Here is an 18,490-nt window from a genome sequence, read left to right on the forward strand (position 1 = left end):
GTGGTGATGAGACCACGCGACGGCATGGTTTGGGCAGGAAAGATGGTGGGGGGCAATGTCTGACTTTGTCAGCCGCATGTGGGAGACGGTCAGGCAGGAGCGGTTCCTGGTCCAGGACCCCGAACAGTTGTGGGCCATGGTGGAGTCGGCCGATGGGGCGACGGCCAGCGGTCTCGGCGAGCTTCTGACGGAGGCCGCCAAGACGATCAAGGAGATCGGCGGCGATCTGCGGACCCACAGCATGGCGGTCGAGTGGGAAGGCGAGGGCGGCCAGGCGTTCCGGACCTGGTGCTACCAGGCAGCGCTGGCCACACTGAGCCTGGGTGGTTACAGCGAGAACGCGGGTAAGTGGCTGGGCCACGCGGCGAACACGCTGCACGAGGTCAAGCCGCAGCTTGAGATGCTGCGGAACCAGAGTGCCAGTGTGCGCTCGGTGCTTGACGCGCATGCGGCGAAGGCGACGAACGTCGGCGATCACGGCGGCGGCCCGTCGGCCTCCGCGGTGGCGAAGGCCAAGAGCCAGTACGCCAACACCCGTGCCGAGGCCGGCGGGCTGATGATGAAGCTTGCCCAGTCGTACACGGCATCCACGGAGCAGATCCATGCGGTGGAGGCACCGAAGTTCCCGGAGCTGCCGGAGCGGTTCGTGCCGCCCAAGGTCGATGATGGAACGCACGTCTCCGCCCCGAATACACAGGAAAGCGCAGGCCCAGGGACGGTTAGGCGGGTGAAATCGAACGCGTATGAGAGCGCCGCCAGTTCACGTTCGGGCGGGACCGGCTCGGTGCCTCAGCCCTCCACGACGCATGGTCTGAAGGACCTGGTCGATGTCCCCCATCATGTGCCGCCGAGTGCTCACGTTGATGTACCGCACACGGCGATCGACAGCACAGGAACCCTTCCGCCCGCCCCGACGGTGCCTTCCGCCCACTCGGCGCCGCCAGTTGTACCAAGCGGCCCGGACGTACGGACGCCTCCGGCGACAGGGGTGCTCCCACCCGTGTTCGGTGCTGGAACAACGCGGCGGCCGCCGGGTCTTCGGGAAGGCAGTGAGCCGCCCGTGTACACAGGCCGGGGCTCATTGCCCGCACCATCGGGACCCGGCGACGCAGGAACACCGCGGATGCCGGAACGCGGGCTCTTCGGCCCCAGCGGGCCCGGGAGCCAGCCCGCCCCTGAAGGCGGGCCGCTCAGCCCTACCCCCGCCCAAGGCACCAACGGCATCACAGGCGGCCGCCCGGTCTCACCGTCCGCAGGACGGACTGCTGGCACGATCCCGCGCGGCAATGTCATTGGCGGCGCGCCGAACCAACAGCAGTCCCCAAGGGGCCGTGGTGCGGTGCCCGGAAGCCCTACTGCCCGGACGACGTCATCCCGCGGTGACAACTCCGCCGTGAACCGCGAGGGTGAACCGAGGGGACGCATGCCTGCCCCTTCCAACGGCATCGTAGGGGGACAGCCCAAACCATCTCGCGACCGTCGACGGGCGGGGACCACCTCGCGAGGCGTACGGCCCGCAAGCGGAACAGCCACAGAGGAGCCGCTGCCGCGCCGTGGCGGACGACCTCGCGGTGCCTCCGCCTCCGCTCCGAACCACGACGACCGCTCCGCTCGCGACAAGCGCTCTGGCAGCCGCGCGACCGACCCGGCCGAGGACAGGGATCTCCAGGCGGAGGAGGAAAGGGATCTCCAGGCAGAAGACCGGAATAACCGACCGGTGCCGCCTCCCCTGCCCAAAGGGCCCGATGGAGACATAGGACGAGAAGAATGATCACCCGCAACCGTAGCCAGCACGCCAGATGGCGCGCTCGGGCCGTATCCGCAACCGTCGGCTTCCTGCTGGCGCTCATTGCCGTCACACCCGCGCACGCTGATACCGTCCGCGAGCGGCAGTGGCACCTCGATGCCATGCACGCCGATGAGATGTGGAAGGCCAGCACGGGCAAGGGCATCACGGTCGCGGTGATCGACACCGGTGTCCAGGCCGACATCCCCGACCTCCGGGGTCAGGTCGTGGCCGGCAAGGACTATTCCAGGCATCCCGGCGACGAGCGCAGCGACTACGACGGCCACGGCACCGGCATGGCTGTCCTGATCGCCGGCACAGGCGCCCGTGGCCCCGCCAACGGGTCCTACGGCCTGGCCCCGGGAGCGAAGATCATGCCGATCCGCATCCCGGACTTCATCGAGCAAAGCCGCGCCGATGGCAATCCGGATGACTATCCCACGTACATGGCCAAGGCCATCCGGTTCGCGGCAGATTCGGATGCCCAGGTCATCAATATCTCGCAGGCGAGCACCGCGCACTCCCAGGAGCTGACTGATGCTGTTGCCTACGCGCTGTCCAAGGGCAAGCTGATCTTCGCCGGTGTGGGCAATGATGGTGCTGCGCTCAACCAGGTGGAGTACCCAGCGGCTACACCTGGCGTGGTGGGTGTCGGAGCGATCGGCAGAAACGCCAAGGCAACCCAGGAGTCCGAGCACGGCCCGCAGGTCGATCTGGTCGCGCCTGGCGAGGACATGGTCGCCGCTTGTATCGGCGGCACGGAACTGTGCAAGACCCACGGCACTAGCGACGCCACGGCGATCGCCTCCGCCTCCGCTGCCCTGATCTGGTCCAAGCACCCGAACTGGACCAACAACCAGGTCCTGCGGGTCATGCTCGACACCGCGAGCAAGCCGACAAGCGGCAAGGAACGCACCGACTACATCGGCTACGGCGCCGTCCGCCCCCGCATCGCTCTGACCAATCCCGGCGACCCCGGTCCGGCCGACGTCTACCCGCTGCCCGACTTCAAGCAAGCGGCATCCAACGCACCCAATGGGTCGGCCACGGCATCTGCAAAGGATGACAGCAGGCCATCGTCGGCAGCATCCGCATCGACAAGCGGTGGCTCTGCACTGCCATGGATTCTCGGGGGTGCGGGAGTTGTCGTGCTTGCGGGTGGGTGTCTCGCCGCTGGGGCTGTGAGCAGGCGCCGACGTGCAGCGGCGGTAGCCCAGGCGCACCCAGCCATGCCGACTGAGCCGGGGCGGACGCCGTGGTACGGAGACAGCAACTACGGGGGGAGGTCCTGAGATGGCGTGGGACGAGTGGGAGCAGCTGAAGGCCGACGCGCTGGCCCGCAGGCAGAAAGGCATGCGGCTGGACAGCGCTGCCGACGCAGTAGGCGGAGGTGGTATCGGAGCTGCGCCGGACCTGAAGATGAACCACGCGGGCAACCAGGCCGCGGTCAAGGCGCTGCGGGAGGAAATTCGGCCTGACACGGACAAGGCCGGCAGTCACGCCGACGACTCCTCTTCCACAGCGGCCCAGAAGTTCCGTGGTTGGGCGACCGGATCCGCTCTCAAGGCCGCGCACGCGGAGTGGGAGCTGCAGGTCAAGAACCTGAAAGGGCGTCTGGGTGAAGACCAGAACGCCCTGGAGAAGACCCACCAGGACTTCCGATACACCGACCTCGGCGTCAAGAGCCGGATAGCGCAGATAGACATGGGATCCAATCCTGGAGAGGAGGGCTAGGAGATGGGAACGAACAATCTCACCTATCAGGACGTGGTCACCATCGACCTCAGTGCGCTAATTACGGCGGTCAAGGACTGGGACGACATGGCCCACACCTTCGACGACCTGGGACGCCTGTACGGGGCAAAGGTGGAGTCCATAGCGAACGACGGCTCCTGGGCTGGCGTCAGCAGCGACGTCGCTTATACACGGTTCACCAACACACGTAAACAGTTCACCGATGCCCACACGGAAGCCCACGCAATCGCCTCCCTTCTTCGGAGCGCCCACGACCGCTTCTCCCAGCTGATCGGCCACGTGAAGAACCTGGTCGAGCAGGCGGAGAAGGACGAGATGACTGTCAACAGCGCCGGCGAGGCCGTCTATGACTTCAGAAAACTCACCCCGATGCGCCACGACCCGGATTACCCGAAGTACGTGACGCAGGTGAAAGATGCCGAGGCCGCCTGGACCAAGAAGATCAAGGATGCCGTGCGGGCAGTCGACGACGAGGACCAGGTCGTGGGTCGCGCACTTCGCGAAGCAGCCGGCGTCGGGTGCTTCCTCGAGCAGATGTTGGAAACCCTGGGTCAGGGCCAAAGCTTCAACGGGGCGGCAGTCGGCGACCTGGCTGCATATGAGAAGGAAGTCAAGAAGGAGGAAGCGGAGCAGAGGGCAGAAGCCGAGCGGAAGAAGAAGCACGACGATACCGTGAAGGCTATCTGCCATGGCATCGTCAAGGGGCTTTCCATCTTCAACGGGGAGCCCGGTCCCGATCTGGGCAGTAAGTTCGTTGGAACGCTAATTGACGGCGTCGCCAATGCCACTGGTTACAACAATACTCAAGGAATTACAATCGGCGGCTCCCTGGGGCTTGGGGTGGGGATTAATGGAAGTATTTCCCTAGTAGAGACCCGCACACCGGATGGGCGCAACCAACTAAATCTCATGTATTCGGGAGGTAGCACTACTGCAGGTTGGGACTTCGGTGCCTCCGCAAATGTCGGATTGGTAAAAAGTAACGCTGACGATATAAGCCAACTCAAGGGAGCGGGTTGGGACAAGTCTGGATCGTTCCATGCAGGCCTCGGCATGTGGGGAAGCCACCAAACTGCGATCGGAACTAACAACTCCAAGGGTGACCCGGTTGGCACAGTCTCAGCTGGTGTAGGGTTGGGCTTGGGCAACGAGGTTTCCACAGGGTTTAGTAACGCGGACGGATGGACCCTATGGGAAAGCGGGAAGGGGAAGTGAACGAATGTTCTTCGGGACAATAGGGGTAGCTTTTTTCGCGGCCGGAATTCTCTTGGCGGCAAATGTCAGAGGGGCGGCCGAACGCGCCTTCCGCATTTTCGCTCAAACCAACCCAGCGATTGGTACGGCCACACCGAAGACACTGCGTATCGTAGGCGGCTTCTGGATCCCCCTGGGCATATTCTTCATTGCAGTCGGATTCTTCAGGTGATTCCATGCGGCAAGGGGGGTTGACCATCTCACTGAAGAGTTCGTGGAGGGCAGGAGATCGGATTGGGTAGAAAGTGAATGGCTTCGACCTGGGGCCGCTACTCTTCTTCATCTTCGGCTGGTTCTTCGCACTGAACATCAGAGGGACCACAGACCGGACATATCGATACGCATCCCGTTTCATGCTGATGATCGGGGGCTCGGCCACGCTTCAGATCATGGGCTGGATCTGGATCTTCGTGGGCGGCACGCTTGTCGCCTTGGACTTCTTGAGTTGAGGGAATCTCTGGGGCGGCGCGTTCCCGTACATCGGTGCAGGTGCGTCGCTGGCTCTCTGCTCCGATAAGAAAAGTGCTCCCTACCGGGACGTGGTCACCATCAAGCTCGGCACGTTGAGGCCAGCGGATTTGGGGCCTTGCAGATTCAGGGAGCTCCGCCTCCACACAGCTACGAGCACTCCTCCCATCAGGGAGGAGCTCGTGGGCAGAACATTCAGGCAAGCGGTAGGTCCCTCAGACCCACTCCACCTCGGAAACGATGTACGGGGTACTTCCAGGGCCCGGCAACGGCGTCCGAGAGGACGCCAGCGGCGCCAACGGGCGAGGGGGCGAAGCACCGACCGCAGCCAGTGCAGCCGCCACCTCCTCCTCGCTCACCCCCGCCAGCGCCTCCATCACCCGATCGAGTGCCTCGCTCACGTCAGTGCTCGTGACCACTCGAAGCGGGCGCCTGACCAGCGTTCTTGACCGTCAAAGGCAACAACTTCTTGCCGGTCGGGCCTACTTGTACCCAAGTATCCATCTGCGGGCACACGCCGCAGTCGAAGCAGGGTGTCCAGCGGCAGTCCTCGACCTCCGTTTCGTCGAGGGCGTCCTGCCAGTCCTCCCAGAGCCAGTCCTTGTCCAGGCCGGAGTCGAGGTGGTCCCAGGGCAGGACCTCCTCATAGGTGCGCTCGCGGGTGGTGTACCAGTCGACGTCCACGCCGAAGGGCGCGAGCGCCTTGTCGGCGCAGGCCATCCAGCGGTCGTAGGAGAAGTGCTCGCGCCAGCCGTCGAAGCGGCCGCCGTCGTCGTACACCGCGCGGATGACGGCGCCGATGCGGCGGTCGCCGCGGGAGAGGAGGCCCTCGACGATGCCCGGCTTGCCGTCGTGGTAGCGGAAGCCGATCGAGCGGCCGTACTTCTTGTCGCCTCGGATCTTGTCGCGGAGCTTCGCGAGCCGGGCGTCCGTCTCCTCCGCGCTCAGCTGCGGGGCCCACTGGAAGGGGGTGTGGGGCTTCGGGACGAAGCCGCCGATCGAGACCGTGCAGCGGATGTCGTTCGAGCCCGAGACCTCGCGGCCCTTCTGGATGACGTGGGTCGCCATGTCGGCGATCTGGAGGACGTCGTCGTCGGTCTCCGTCGGCAGGCCGCACATGAAGTACAGCTTCACCTGGCGCCAGCCGTTGCCGTAGGCCGTGGCGACCGTGCGGATCAGGTCGTCCTCGGAGACCATCTTGTTGATGACCTTGCGGATGCGTTCCGAGCCGCCCTCCGGGGCGAAGGTGAGGCCCGAGCGGCGGCCGTTGCGGGTCAGTTCGTTCGCCAGGTCGATGTTGAAGGCGTCCACGCGGGTGGAGGGCAGGGAGAGGCCGATCTTGTCGTCCTCGTAGCGGTCGGCCAGGCCCTTGGCGATGTCGCCGATCTCCGAGTGGTCCGCGGAGGAGAGGGAGAGCAGGCCCACCTCCTCGAAGCCGGTCGCCTTGAGGCCCTTGTCGACCATTTCGCCGATGCCCGTGATCGAGCGTTCGCGCACCGGGCGGGTGATCATGCCGGCCTGGCAGAAGCGGCAGCCGCGGGTGCAGCCACGGAAGATCTCCACCGACATGCGTTCGTGGACCGTCTCGGCCAGGGGGACGAGGGGCTGCTTGGGGTACGGCCACTCGTCCAGGTCCATGACCGTGTGCTTGGACACGCGCCAGGGGACACCGCTCTTGTTCGGGACCACGCGGGCGATACGGCCGTCCGGCAGGTACTCGACGTCGTAGAACGCCGGGACGTACACCCCGCCCGTCCTGGCCAGGCGGAACAGGGCCTCCTCGCGGCCGCCGGGGCGGCCCTCGGCCTTCCACTCGCGGATGATCCGGGTCATGTCGAGCACGGCCTGCTCGCCGTCGCCGATGACCGCCGCGTCGATGAAGTCGGCGATCGGCTCGGGGTTGAACGCCGCGTGGCCGCCGGCCAGGACGATCGGGTCGTCGTCCGTGCGGTCCTTGGACTCCAGGGGGATTCCGGCCAGGTCCAGGGCGGCGAGCATGTTGGTGTAGCCCAGCTCCGTGGAGAAGCTGAGGCCGAACACGTCGAATGCCTTCACCGGGCGGTGGCTGTCCACCGTGAACTGCGGGACGCCGTGCTCGCGCATCAGCGCCTCCAGGTCCGGCCACACGCTGTAGGTGCGCTCGGCGAGGACGCCCTCCTGCTCGTTGAGGACCTCGTAGAGGATCTGGACGCCCTGGTTGGGCAGGCCGACCTCGTACGCGTCCGGGTACATGAGCGCCCAGCGGACGTCGCACTCGTCCCAGTCCTTGACGGTGGAGTTGAGCTCTCCGCCGACGTACTGGATCGGCTTCTGCACGTGGGGGAGCAGAGCTTCGAGCTGCGGGAAAACCGACTCGACAGGCATCTCGCGAACCTTCGTGAGCTGACGGGGGTGACCATCAAGCCTAACCCGCCCGGCGGGCTCCCCCGAACGCTCAGCCGGCCGCCCCGGACCTGATCTCCTTCCACAGCACCGGCAGCTCCGCCTCCGCCTGTGCCGCCCGTGCCTCCTCGCGGCCGTACAGCACCCCGTAGGTGAAGGTGCCCTCCCCCGCCGCGTGGGCCACCGCGGACAACTCGCGCAGGGTCAGCCGGGTCATGACGCTGTCCTGGTGGTCGCCGAGGAGGGTGGTCAGGGACTTCATGGCCTTGGTGAGGGAGCGGGCCGGTTTGCCGAGGGCCGGGCCGGCCGCCTCGGCCGCGTACCGGGTGCGCTTGGCCTTCTTGCGGGCCTCGTGCACGGCGACGTCGCGTTCCTTGCCGGGCGGGACGCCGATGGCCTGCTCGACCAGGGCGGACAGGGTCGCGAGGTCCTTGTCCATGGCCTTGGCGAGCACCTTCTCCGGCTTTTTCCCGGCGGCCTTGCGCAGCGGCGGGTCGGTGAGGAGTGCGTCCAGGGTGTCCAGCAGGGTCAGATAGCGGCGGGAGTCCAGGACGCCGGCCAGATGGGCCTGTGCGCCGCCGCCGCGGGCCTCGGCCCAGGAGGCGAGGCGTTCGGGGACCGGGCCGAGGACCAGGTCGGGCGGGAGGGCGTCCAGGGCGGCCGTCAGGCGTTCGGCCATCACTTCCTGGTCGCGGTCCACGCCCAGCTCGCCCGCGAGCCACTTCAGCTCGACCGCGATGGGGTCGGTGACGGCGCGGTCGAGGACGGAGCGGAAGCTGCGCAGGGTGCTGCGGGCGCGGCGGGTGGCGACCCGCATGCGGTGCACGGAGTCGGGCACGTCACGGCGGACGGCGGGGTCGAGTTCGACCAGTACGTCCCGCTGGGCACGCAGATAGGCGAGCACATGGTCGCCGGCCGTCACCGGCGGCGCGGGCTTGCCCGTCCTACGGCGCTTTCCCCCTGTCTGCTCCAGGGCCCGGGCGAGCTTCGACGGCGACTTGGAGGGCCGGACGCCCGCCCTGCGCAGCCGTTTCTCCACCAGGTCCAGGAAGGCGGGGTCCCCGTCGTCGGCCAGTTCCACCTCGATCTCGGTCCACTGGGCGGCCCTGCCCTTCTTCGCGAGCCGCTCGGCGGTCACGGCGTCGATGCTCGCCTCGGCCAGCAGGGTGCCGTCGGCGTCGACCAGATGACGCACATCCCGGGCGGAGCGCAGCCGGACCAGCGGGACCAGTTCGGCGTCCCGGACCCGGGAGCGGACCAGGGCGGCGATCTCCTCCGGGACGGTGTCGGAGAGCGGGGCCCGGATCTCGTCCCGTACGCCCGGTTCTACCGGGAACTTCAGATGCCAGCCGGCGTCCGAGCCTCCGGTGCGGCGGCGCAGGGTGAGGGCTGCGGCGGCCAGGCGCTCGTCGGCGGTGTCGTAGTAGGTGGCGTCGAGCTCCACCAGGCCCTTGTCCAGGACGGCCGCCACTCCGTCGACGCCGGTCAGGTCGGGCAGCCCGCTGTCGTCGGACTCGTACTTGCGCTCGATCTCGCGTTTCGCATCCGCCATGGATCGAATCTAGTTGTCCGCGGGGTCGTGCGGCAGGGGCAGTCCCGGGTGAATGGCCGGAAGACTCCCGTCACCCGCCCGGTGAACGGCGCGCCCGCGTGGCCCCCGCCCGATCGCCGGAGGCCTACGCCGACATGGGTCTTTGGACCTTGATCGACTGCAACAGCCCCACGGCCACCCAGATCGCGAACATCGACGAGCCGCCGTACGACACGAACGGCAGCGGGAGGCCGGTGACCGGCATGATGCCGAGGGTCATGCCGATGTTCTCGAAGGACTGGAAGGCGAACCAGGCGACGATCCCCGCGGCCACGATCGTCCCGTACAGCTCGGTGGAGTCGCGGGCGATGCGGCAGGCCCGCCACAGCACAACGCCGAGCAGGAAGATGATGAGGCCGGCACCGAGGAAGCCGAGTTCCTCCCCCGCGACCGTGAAGACGAAGTCCGTCTGCTGCTCGGGCACGAACTGGCCGGTGGTCTGCGAGCCGTGGAAGAGACCGGCCCCGGTCAGGCCGCCGGAGCCGATGGCGATCCGGGCCTGGTTGGTGTTGTAGCCGACGCCCGCCGGGTCCAGGTCCGGGTTGGCGAACGCGGCGAAGCGGTTGATCTGGTACTGGTCCAGGATGTGCAGCTGCCAGATGGCGACACAGCCGATCACGCCCAGGATGAGCAGGCCGAAGATCCAGCGGTTGGAGGCGCCGGAGGCGAGCAGCACGCCCAGGATGATGGCCACCATGGCGAGCACCGAGCCGAGGTCGGGCATCAGCAGCAGGATCAGGCACGGTACGGCCGCGAGGCCGAGGGACTGCGCCACGGTCCGGTGGTCCGGGTACAGCTTGTCGCCCGCGTCCACCCGGGCCGCGAGCATCATCGCCATGCCCAGGATGATCGCCACCTTGAGGAACTCGGCGGGCTGGAGCGAGAAGCCGCCGATCACGAGCCAGTTGCGCTGGCCGTTGATGGTGGCGCCGAGCGGGGTCAGGACCACCAGGGCCAGCAGGACCGACAGGCCGTAGAGGATCGGCACGGCGTTGCGCAGGGCGCGGTGGCCCAGCCAGAGCGTGCCGATCATCAGGGCGAACCCGATGCCGAGGTTCATCAGGTGCCGTTCCAGGAAGAAGTACGGGTCGCCCTGGTTGATCTCGGTGCGCTTGCGGGTCGCCGAGAACACCAGCGCGGACCCGATCAGGGACAGCGCGACGGCGGCCAGCAGTATCGGCCAGTCGAGCCTGCGGGCCAGCGAGTCACGGGCGAGGATCCTGGTCCAGCCGGCCCGCTCGGGGCCGTACCCGGAGACGGAGAAGCCGTTCGCGCCGGTCATGAGGGCATCCTCCGGCTTCCCCGCCCGGGGGTCCTGCGTGGTCGCCTGCGGGTGTTGCGGTTGCCCGCGGTGGGCGAGGGCGAGGTGGCGGGCTGCTGGTCGCTGCCGTTGCTGGGGTTGTTCTGCTGGGCGGCCTCGGCGTCCTTCGCCGGGTCGCCGTTGATCTTCGGGGCGTCGATCGTGCCGTCGGTGCGAACCTTCGGCAGGCCCTTCTGCGGCTGGGGCAGCAGCGCCTTCTTGTTGTCGATGGAGCCGTCGCCCTGGACGCCGTACAGCGCGCTGTAGATGTTGCGCACGGCCTCGCCGGAGGAACCGGAACCCGTACCGGCCTGGGAGATCGTCATGATCACCGAGTAGTCCTTGGAGTACGTGGCCAGCCAGCCGGTGGTCTGCTTGCCGTAGACCTCGGCGGTACCGGTCTTGCCGTGCAGCGGGATCTTGTCCTGCGGCCAGCCGTTGAACTTCCATGCGGCCGTACCGCGGGTGATGACGCCCGCGAAGGCGTCGTCCATGCCCTTGAGGGTGGCCTGGCTGACCGGCAGCTTGCGCTGCACCTTGGGCTTGATCTCCTGGACGCTCTTGCCGTCGGCGCTGATGACCGCCTTGCCGATGGTCGGGGCGTACTCGGTGCCGCCGTTGGCGACGGCGCCGTAGATCATCGCTTCCTGGATCGGCGTGACGAGGGTGTCGCCCTGGCCGATGGAGTAGTTGATCTCGTCACCCTCGCGCATCTTGTTGCCTTCGAGGCAGTTCTCGTAGGCGATCTTCTCGACGTAGGAGCCGTCCTTCTTGCCGCTCTTGCACCAGGCGTCTTTGTTGGCCTTCCAGTAGTCGAGCTTCCACTGGCGGTCGGGGACGCGGCCGGTGACCTCGTTGGGCAGGTCGATGCCGGTCTCCTTGCCGAGGCCGAACTGGTGGGCCGTCTTGAAGAACCAGTCCTTCGGCTGGCCCTTCTTGGGGTTGATACCGCCGTCCTTCTTCCACTCGTTGTCGCCGAGGCCGTAGAAGACGGTGTCGCAGGAGACCTCCAGGGCGCGGCCCAGGGAGATGTCGCCGAAGTTCTCACCCTCGAAGTTCTTGAAGACCTGGCCGCCGACCGAGTAAGAGCTGGTGCAGGGGTAGTTGCCGTCCCAGGCGTAGCCGGCCTGGACCGCGGCGGCCGTGGAGACCACCTTGAACGTCGAACCGGGGGCCGCCTGACCCTGGATGGCCCTGTTGAGCAGCGGGTAGTCGGAGTCCTTGCCGGTGAGGGCCTTGTAGTCCTTGGCGGAGATGCCGCCCACCCACACGTTCGGGTCGTAGGTCGGGGCCGAGGCCATCGCGACGATCCGGCCGGTCTTGGCCTCCATGACGACGACGGCGCCGGAGTCGGCCTTGAAGTTCTCGCCGGTGTTCTTGTCGAACTGCTGGCGGGCGGCCTTCATCGCCTTGTCCAGTTCGTACTCCGCGACGCGCTGGACCCGGGAGTCGATGCTGGTGACCAGGTTCGAGCCGGGCTCGGCGGCGTCCGACTTGGCCTTGCCGATGACGCGGCCGAGGTTGTCCACCTCGTAACGGGTGACGCCGGCCTTGCCGCGCAGCTCCTTGTCGTACTCCCGCTCCAGGCCGGAGCGGCCGACCATGTCGGAGCGCAGATAGGGCGAGTCGGTGTCCTTGGCCTTCTGGATCTCGGCGTCGGTGACGGGCGAGAGATAGCCGAGGACCTGTGCGGTGTTGGCGTTGCCCGGGCCCGGGTAGCGGCGCACGGCCTCGGGCTCGGCGGTGATGCCGGGGAAGTCCTCGGCGCGCTCGCGGATCTGCAGGGCCTGCTTGGGCGTCGCCTTGTCGGTGATCGGGATCGGCTGGTACGGCGAGCCGTTCCAGCACGGCTTCGGGGTCTTGGCGTCGCACAGCCGGACCTTCTGGATGACCTCCTCGGGCTTCACGCCGAGGACGCCGGCCAGCTTGGTGAGGACCGCCTTGCCGTCGTCCTTCTGCTTGAGCAGGTCGGTGCGGGAGGCGGAGACGACCAGGCGCGTCTCGTTGTCCGCGAGGGGCACCCCGCGGGCGTCCAGGATGTCGCCGCGCACGGCGGGCTCGACGACCTGCTGGACGTGGTTGCCGGACGCCTCCTTCTGGTACTGGGCGCCCTCACGGATCTGCAGGTACCACAGTCGGCCGCCGAGCGTGCCGAGCAGGGAGAGGACGAGGATCTGGATCACGACGAGCCGGATCTGGACCCGCGGGGTCCGACCGGTCTCGGGGATGTTGGTCACTGCGGCTGTCTCCCCCTCTCAGTGCGCGGGCGTCTGTGCGAGCGGCGCGGGTGTGCGCACCGGCTGCGCGCGTACGAATGATGAACGACCAGCCTGTGAACCCGCGTTCCACGAAGGCTGACCCGTTCGGGTGAACTCCGCCAAGTCCCCGGCCGCCTGACTCGCTCTCACAGCCGCTTGACCCCCTTGATCCGGCCGACCCGCGTGGAGCGGGTGCGCGCCTTGGCCTTCAGCGCGCCGAGACCGCCGCGCTGGCTGCCGATGCGCAGTCCGGTGCCGGAGGAGAGCCAGCCGGCGGAGATGTCGCCGGCCTTGGCGGCCGGGCCGCTCTCGGTCAGCGGGTCGTTGTCGGCGCGGCGGGCCAGCCACATGACCCCGGGGACCACGAACGGGGCGAGCAGCAGGTCGTACAGGGCCGCCGAGAACAGCAGCCCGGGCAGGCCGACATGGCGGGCGGCCGTGTCGCCGACGAGCGCGCCGACGCCCGCGTACAGCAGCGTGGAGCCGATGGCGGCGGCGACCACGACGGCCATCGGGCCGGTCGCCGACTTCAGCCGGCCGTTCTCCGGTCTGATGAGCCCGGCGAAGTAGCCGGTGACGCAGAGTACGAGGGCGTAGCGGCCGGCCGCGTGGTCGGCGGGCGGGGCCAGGTCGGCGAGCAGGCCGGCGCCGAAGCCGACGAGGGCGCCACCCACATGGCCGTACACCATGGCGAGGCCGAGGACGGTGAGCAGCAGCAGGTCGGGCACGGCGCCCGGCAGATGCAGGCGGGCGAGGACGCTCACCTGGACCACCAGGGCCACGACGACCAGCGCGCTGGAGAGCAGGATCCGGTTGAGGCGCATGGGAAGAGTCAGCTCCTACTGCTGCTGGCCGGTCGAGTCGTTCGCGTTGGCCGACGGGGTCACCGTCACGGTCACCGTCGGGACCGGCTTGGGCTTGGCCGGCAGGACCTCGTCGCGCGGGTCCTTCTTCGGTGCCTGGACGACCACTCCGACGATGTCGAGCTTGGTGAAGCCGACGTACGGGGTGACATAGATCGTGCGGGTGAGGCCGCCGTTGGAGGGCTCGACGCGGGAGACCACGCCGACCGGCACACCGGGCACGAACGGGCGGTCGGCCTCCGAGCCGAAGGTGACGAGGCGCTCGCCCTTCTTCACCTCCGCCTTGCCGTTGAGCAGTTCCACGCGCAGCGGGCGGTCACCCTGCCCGGAGGCGAAGCCGAGTTCGTCGCTGCCCTCCATGCGGGTGCCGACGGTGAAGTCGGGGTCGTTGGCGAGCAGCACGGTGGAGGTGTCCGGGCCGACGGTGGTGACACGGCCGACCAGGCCGTCGCCGTTGAGAACGGTCATGTCGCGCTTGATGCCGTCGTTGGCGCCGGCGTCGATGGTGATGGTCCAGGAGAAGCCCTGGGCCGCTCCTATGGCGATGACCTGGGCGCCCTTGATGCCGTACTGCCCCTCGCCGGCGATCTTCAGCATCTTGTCGAGCTGGTTCAGCCGGCTGCGGTTGCGGTCGTCGCTGCCGAGTTTCGCCTTGAGGGCCGCGTTCTCCTTCTCCAGCAGGGCGAGCCGGTCGTGCCGGCCGCCGGAGGCGCGGATCGCGGAGACGGCGTTGCCGACCGGATCGACCGCGGAGGACAGGCCGTTCTCGACAGGGCCGAACACCGCGGCCGCGGCCTGCCGGGCGCCGTCGACCGGGGAGTTCCGGCCTCCGCGGATATCCACCGTGATCAGCGCGAACGCGATGGCGATCAGCAGGACCAGGAGCAGCCGGCTCTCTTTCGTGTCCCTCACGTGCGGCGGCCGTGCCCTTCCTCAATAGGAATTCGGGAGCCTCTTGGCGGGCGGTGTCACGCGACGGGATACGCGAAACGCAAACCCGAGGGGCCCATTTTGTGGGAGCTTATGCCTCTATATCAACGATCCGCCGCACGAGAGGAGAACGTCTCGTACGGCGGAATCGAAGAGTTACGTCATCTGCGCGGCTGGGCGTCCAGGACCTGCTGCAGCGCCTCGAACTCCTCGACGCACTTGCCGGAACCGAGCGCCACGCTGTCCAGCGGGTCCTCGGCGATGTGGATCGGCATGCCGGTCTCCCGGCGCAGCCGCTCGTCGAGCCCGCGCAGCAGGGCTCCGCCGCCGGTCAGAACGATTCCTCGGTCCATGATGTCGCCGGACAGCTCCGGCGGGCACTTGTCGAGGGTCGTCTTGACCGCGTCCACGATCGCGTTGACCGGCTCCTCGATCGCCTTGCGGACCTCGGCGGCCGAGATGACCACGGTCTTGGGCAGCCCGGACACCAGGTCCCGGCCGCGGACTTCGGTGTGCTCGTCGGAGTCGAGGTCGTACGCCGAACCGATCGTGATCTTGATCTGCTCGGCCGTGCGCTCACCCAGCAGAAGGCTGTACTCCTTCTTGATGTACTGGATGATCGCGTTGTCCAGCTCGTCGCCCGCGACCCGGATGGACTGGGCGGTGACGATGCCGCCGAGCGAGATGACCGCGACCTCCGTGGTACCGCCGCCGATGTCCACCACCATGTTGCCCGTGGCCTCGTGGACCGGCAGGCCGGAGCCGATGGCCGCGGCCATGGGCTCCTCGATGATGTGCACCTGGCGCGCACCCGCCTGGGAGGACGCCTCGATCACGGCGCGGCGCTCGACGCCCGTGATGCCCGAGGGCACACAGACGACGACCCGCGGGCGGGCGAGATACCGCCGCTTGTGGATCTTCAGGATGAAGTAGCGGAGCATTCGCTCGGTGATCTCGAAGTCGGCGATCACGCCGTCCTTCAGTGGGCGGACGGCCACGATGTTGCCCGGCGTCCGGCCGATCATCTTCTTCGCTTCGGCACCGACCGCGAGGATCCCACCCGTGTTGGTGTTGATCGCGACGACGGACGGCTCGTTGAGTACGATTCCGCGACCCCTGACGTACACCAGCGTGTTGGCGGTCCCGAGGTCGACAGCCATGTCACGGCCGATGAACGACATTGAGTTCCCCATCCGGATTCATCTGGCCTTCCCGAGCTTTTGAGGGCATATCAGGTCGGCGAGGCGGGTGCGGTGACGCGAAGGCTTCCATCGTAAACGCGCCTTCGCGAACACTGCGCGAGGGTCTCCGCCATTGTCACCATGTGGCGGCCCGCCCCGCTTGTGGAGACGCTCCATCGGTGGCACGCGTTCCCCCGAACGGCAAGGCATATGCCAAGGGACGGCCGGAAATGTACGGCCGCCCCTGGTCAGGCGCCACCGGACAGAGCTGACGCCCACTCAGAAAAATTACCGAAAACTCAAACGGCCGCGACTCACGCCCGGCCCGGGAAGAAGATCTTCACCTCGCGCTCGGCGGACTCCTCGGAGTCGGAGGCGTGGATCAGGTTCTCGCGGACGATCACACCGAAGTCACCGCGGATGGAACCGGGCGCGGCGGCGATCGGGTCGGTCGGGCCGGCGAGCGCGCGCACGCCCTCGATGACCCGCTCGCCCTCGACGATCAGCACCACGACCGGGCCGGAGGACATGAACTCGACCAGCGGCTCGTAGAACGGCTTGCCGACGTGCTCGGCGTAGTGCTGCTCCAGCGTGCCACGGTCCAGGGTGCGCAGCTCCAGCGCGGTGATCTGCCAGCCGGCCTTGCGCTCGATGCGGCTGATGATCTCGCCGGTCAGGCCGCGACGAACGGCGTCGGGCTTGAGGAGGACGAGGGTGCGCTGGCTCACGGGAGGACTCCTTCTGACGGTCGTCTGCGGTGGTGGGACGAGGTTACAGGGCGTGTCGGGCCGCCCGTCACACAGCGTCAGGTGCAGAGGGACCGGACTCCGCCTGGGCGGCGAACCTGGCCTTCGCCTCGTCGACCTTTCTGCCGAAGTGCACCGACGCCCACCACAGCGCCGCGAACACCGCACCCATGAAGTACATGGTCGGGACGAAGACGCCGGAGGCGATCAGCGCGAGCTGCAGGGCCCAGCCGAGAGCCACCCCGCCGGGCCGGGTCACCATGCCGCACAGCAGCACACACAGCAGCATGGCGACGCCGCTGACCAGCCACACCGTGGAGACGGACAGACCGGGGTCCTTCATGGCGACGAGCCCGGCGAACCCGATGATGAAGAACTCGCCGATCAGGGTCGACGCACAGAGCGTACGCATCTACGGTCCTCAGCCTTTCCCCAGCAGCAGCCGGGCCTCGCCGACAGTGATCACGGAGCCGGTGACCAGGACGCCGCCGCCGGCGAACTCGCCCTCCTCCTCGGACAGCGTGATCGCGGCCTCCAGGGCGTCCGGCAGCCGCGGCTCGACCTGCACCCGCTCCTCGCCGAACACCTCGACGGCGATCGCGGCCAGCTCGTCCGCGTCCATCGCCCGATGGCTGGAGTTCTGCGTGACGACGACCTCGGCGAAGATCGGCTCGAAGGCCTCCAGCAGACCCCGCACGTTCTTGTCGCCGCTCGCACCCACCACGCCGATCAGCCGGCTGAAGTCGAACGCCTCCTGCACCGCCTCCGCGGTCACCCGGGCGCCCGCCGGGTTGTGCGCGGCGTCCAGCACGACGGTCGGGGAGCGCCGTACGACCTCCAGGCGGCCCGGCGAGGACACCGCCGCGAAGGCCTTGCGGACGGTGTCGATGTCCAGCGGCTCGGCGCGCTGCGCGCCGACGCCGAAGAACGCCTCCACGGCGGCCAGGGCGACGGCCGCGTTGTGCGCCTGGTGGGCGCCGTGCAGCGGCAGGTACACCTCGCCGTACTCACCGCCGAGGCCGCGCAGCGTCATCAGCTGCCCGCCGACGGCCACCTGCCGGGCGACGACCCCGAACTCCAGGCCCTCCCGGGCCACGGTGGCGTCCACCTCGACGGCCTTCTTCAGCAGCACCTGCGCCGCGTCCACCGGCTGCTGGGCCAGGATCACGGTCGCGTCCTGCTTGATGATCCCGCCCTTCTCACCGGCGATCTCCGCGGGCGTCTCGCCGAGGCGGTCGGTGTGGTCCAGGTCGATCGGGGTGATCACGGCGACGTCACCGTCGATGACGTTGGTGGCGTCCCAGGAGCCGCCCATGCCGACCTCGACGACGGCGACGTCCACCGGGGCGTCCGCGAAGGCGGCGTACGCCATGCCGGTGAGGACCTCGAAGAACGACAGCCGGTACTCCTGCTGCGCGTCCACCATCTCCACGTACGGCTTGATGTCGTGGTACGTCTCGATGAAGCGCTCGGCGGAGATCGGGGCGCCGTCCAGGCTGATGCGCTCGGTGATCGACTGCACATGGGGGCTGGTGTAGCGGCCGGTGCGCAGCTCGAAGGCGCCGAGCAGGGCCTCGATCATGCGGGCGGTGGAGGTCTTGCCGTTGGTGCCCGTGATGTGGATCGAGGGGTACGACCGCTGGGGCTCGCCGAGGACGTCCATCAGCGCGGAGATGCGGCTGACCGAGGGCTCCAGCTTGGTCTCGCCCCAGCGGGTGGCCAGCTCGGCCTCGACCTCGCGCAGGGCCTTGTCGACCTCCGGGTCCTCGGGCCGCGCGGGCACGTCTGTGTACGGCTGCCCGCCCTGGGTGCGCAGGGTGCGGCTGCCCGCCTCGATCACGGCGAGGTCGGGGTCGCGGGTGGTTTCGGCCTCGATGATCTCGTCGAAGCTGTCGAGGGGATCGGGCTGGTCGGTGCCGTTCGGGTCGCTCACGGTGCCCAGTCTACGGAGCGGCACTGACATAGGTGGGCGAAGG

At 68.0% G+C, this 18,490-nt stretch carries 15 protein-coding genes; 5 read left to right on the plus strand and 10 right to left on the minus strand.

All coding sequences use genetic code 11. From position 1 onward, the window contains the following. Positions 1–55 precede the first annotated feature (55 nt). The 5 genes from ACFYOH_RS35505 to ACFYOH_RS35525 all read left to right on the plus strand — a co-directional run bounded on the left by ACFYOH_RS35505 (position 56) and on the right by ACFYOH_RS35525 (position 5,244). Entirely contained in the window at positions 56–1,771 is a 1,716-nt protein-coding gene (locus ACFYOH_RS35505; protein ID WP_388634508.1) for a hypothetical protein, read from the plus strand. Beyond that, positions 1,768–3,078: a type VII secretion-associated serine protease mycosin gene (mycP, locus tag ACFYOH_RS35510; protein WP_388634511.1), complete on the plus strand. Its 1,311-nt coding sequence runs from the start codon at positions 1,768–1,770 to the stop codon at positions 3,076–3,078. The genes ACFYOH_RS35505 and mycP overlap by 4 nt, the downstream gene beginning before the upstream one ends. 1 nt (position 3,079) lies before the next feature. Further along, positions 3,080–3,520, plus strand: coding sequence for a hypothetical protein (locus tag ACFYOH_RS35515; RefSeq protein WP_388634513.1), 441 nt, complete (start codon positions 3,080–3,082; stop codon positions 3,518–3,520). 3 nt (positions 3,521–3,523) lie between these two features. Beyond that, positions 3,524–4,756, plus strand: a complete 1,233-nt coding sequence (locus ACFYOH_RS35520; protein ID WP_388634516.1) for a hypothetical protein — start codon at positions 3,524–3,526, stop codon at positions 4,754–4,756. A gap of 284 nt (positions 4,757–5,040) precedes the next feature. After that, on the plus strand, positions 5,041–5,244 hold the full coding sequence (locus tag ACFYOH_RS35525; RefSeq protein WP_388634518.1) for a hypothetical protein: 204 nt from the start codon (positions 5,041–5,043) through the stop codon (positions 5,242–5,244). 421 nt (positions 5,245–5,665) lie between these two features. Here ACFYOH_RS35525 and ACFYOH_RS35530 read toward each other — a convergent pair whose 3' ends face one another. The 10 genes from ACFYOH_RS35530 to ACFYOH_RS35575 form a co-directional block, all read right to left on the minus strand. Then, positions 5,666–7,627 (minus strand): TIGR03960 family B12-binding radical SAM protein, encoded by a 1,962-nt coding sequence (locus tag ACFYOH_RS35530; protein ID WP_388634520.1) that lies wholly within the window; start codon positions 7,625–7,627, stop codon positions 5,666–5,668. Positions 7,628–7,697: 70 nt separating this feature from the next. Further along, on the minus strand, positions 7,698–9,197 hold the full coding sequence (locus ACFYOH_RS35535; RefSeq protein WP_388634523.1) for a CHAD domain-containing protein: 1,500 nt from the start codon (positions 9,195–9,197) through the stop codon (positions 7,698–7,700). 124 nt (positions 9,198–9,321) lie between these two features. Beyond that, positions 9,322–10,518 (minus strand): rod shape-determining protein RodA, encoded by a 1,197-nt coding sequence (gene rodA / locus ACFYOH_RS35540; protein ID WP_388634525.1) that lies wholly within the window; start codon positions 10,516–10,518, stop codon positions 9,322–9,324. Beyond that, on the minus strand, positions 10,515–12,773 hold the full coding sequence (gene mrdA / locus ACFYOH_RS35545; protein ID WP_388634528.1) for a penicillin-binding protein 2: 2,259 nt from the start codon (positions 12,771–12,773) through the stop codon (positions 10,515–10,517). The genes rodA and mrdA overlap by 4 nt, the downstream gene beginning before the upstream one ends. 167 nt (positions 12,774–12,940) lie before the next feature. Then, a complete protein-coding gene (gene mreD, locus ACFYOH_RS35550) occupies positions 12,941–13,618 on the minus strand; it encodes a rod shape-determining protein MreD (protein WP_388634531.1) in 678 nt (225 codons plus the stop codon). A gap of 15 nt (positions 13,619–13,633) precedes the next feature. Next, positions 13,634–14,569, minus strand: a complete 936-nt coding sequence (mreC, locus tag ACFYOH_RS35555) for a rod shape-determining protein MreC (protein ID WP_388634534.1) — start codon at positions 14,567–14,569, stop codon at positions 13,634–13,636. Positions 14,570–14,748: 179 nt separating this feature from the next. Continuing rightward, entirely contained in the window at positions 14,749–15,768 is a 1,020-nt protein-coding gene (locus ACFYOH_RS35560) for a rod shape-determining protein (RefSeq protein WP_020940056.1), read from the minus strand. A 314-nt stretch (positions 15,769–16,082) separates the two neighbouring features. After that, positions 16,083–16,496, minus strand: coding sequence for a nucleoside-diphosphate kinase (gene ndk, locus ACFYOH_RS35565; RefSeq protein ID WP_388634538.1), 414 nt, complete (start codon positions 16,494–16,496; stop codon positions 16,083–16,085). A 67-nt stretch (positions 16,497–16,563) separates the two neighbouring features. Next, positions 16,564–16,926, minus strand: a complete 363-nt coding sequence (locus ACFYOH_RS35570) for a DUF4233 domain-containing protein (protein ID WP_388634540.1) — start codon at positions 16,924–16,926, stop codon at positions 16,564–16,566. Positions 16,927–16,935: 9 nt separating this feature from the next. Further along, a complete protein-coding gene (locus ACFYOH_RS35575) occupies positions 16,936–18,477 on the minus strand; it encodes a bifunctional folylpolyglutamate synthase/dihydrofolate synthase (protein ID WP_388634542.1) in 1,542 nt (513 codons plus the stop codon). Between the last annotated feature and the right edge of the window lie 13 nt (positions 18,478–18,490).

The sequence above is a fragment of the Streptomyces sp. NPDC007856 genome (assembly GCF_042868225.1).
Classification (GTDB): domain Bacteria; phylum Actinomycetota; class Actinomycetes; order Streptomycetales; family Streptomycetaceae; genus Streptomyces.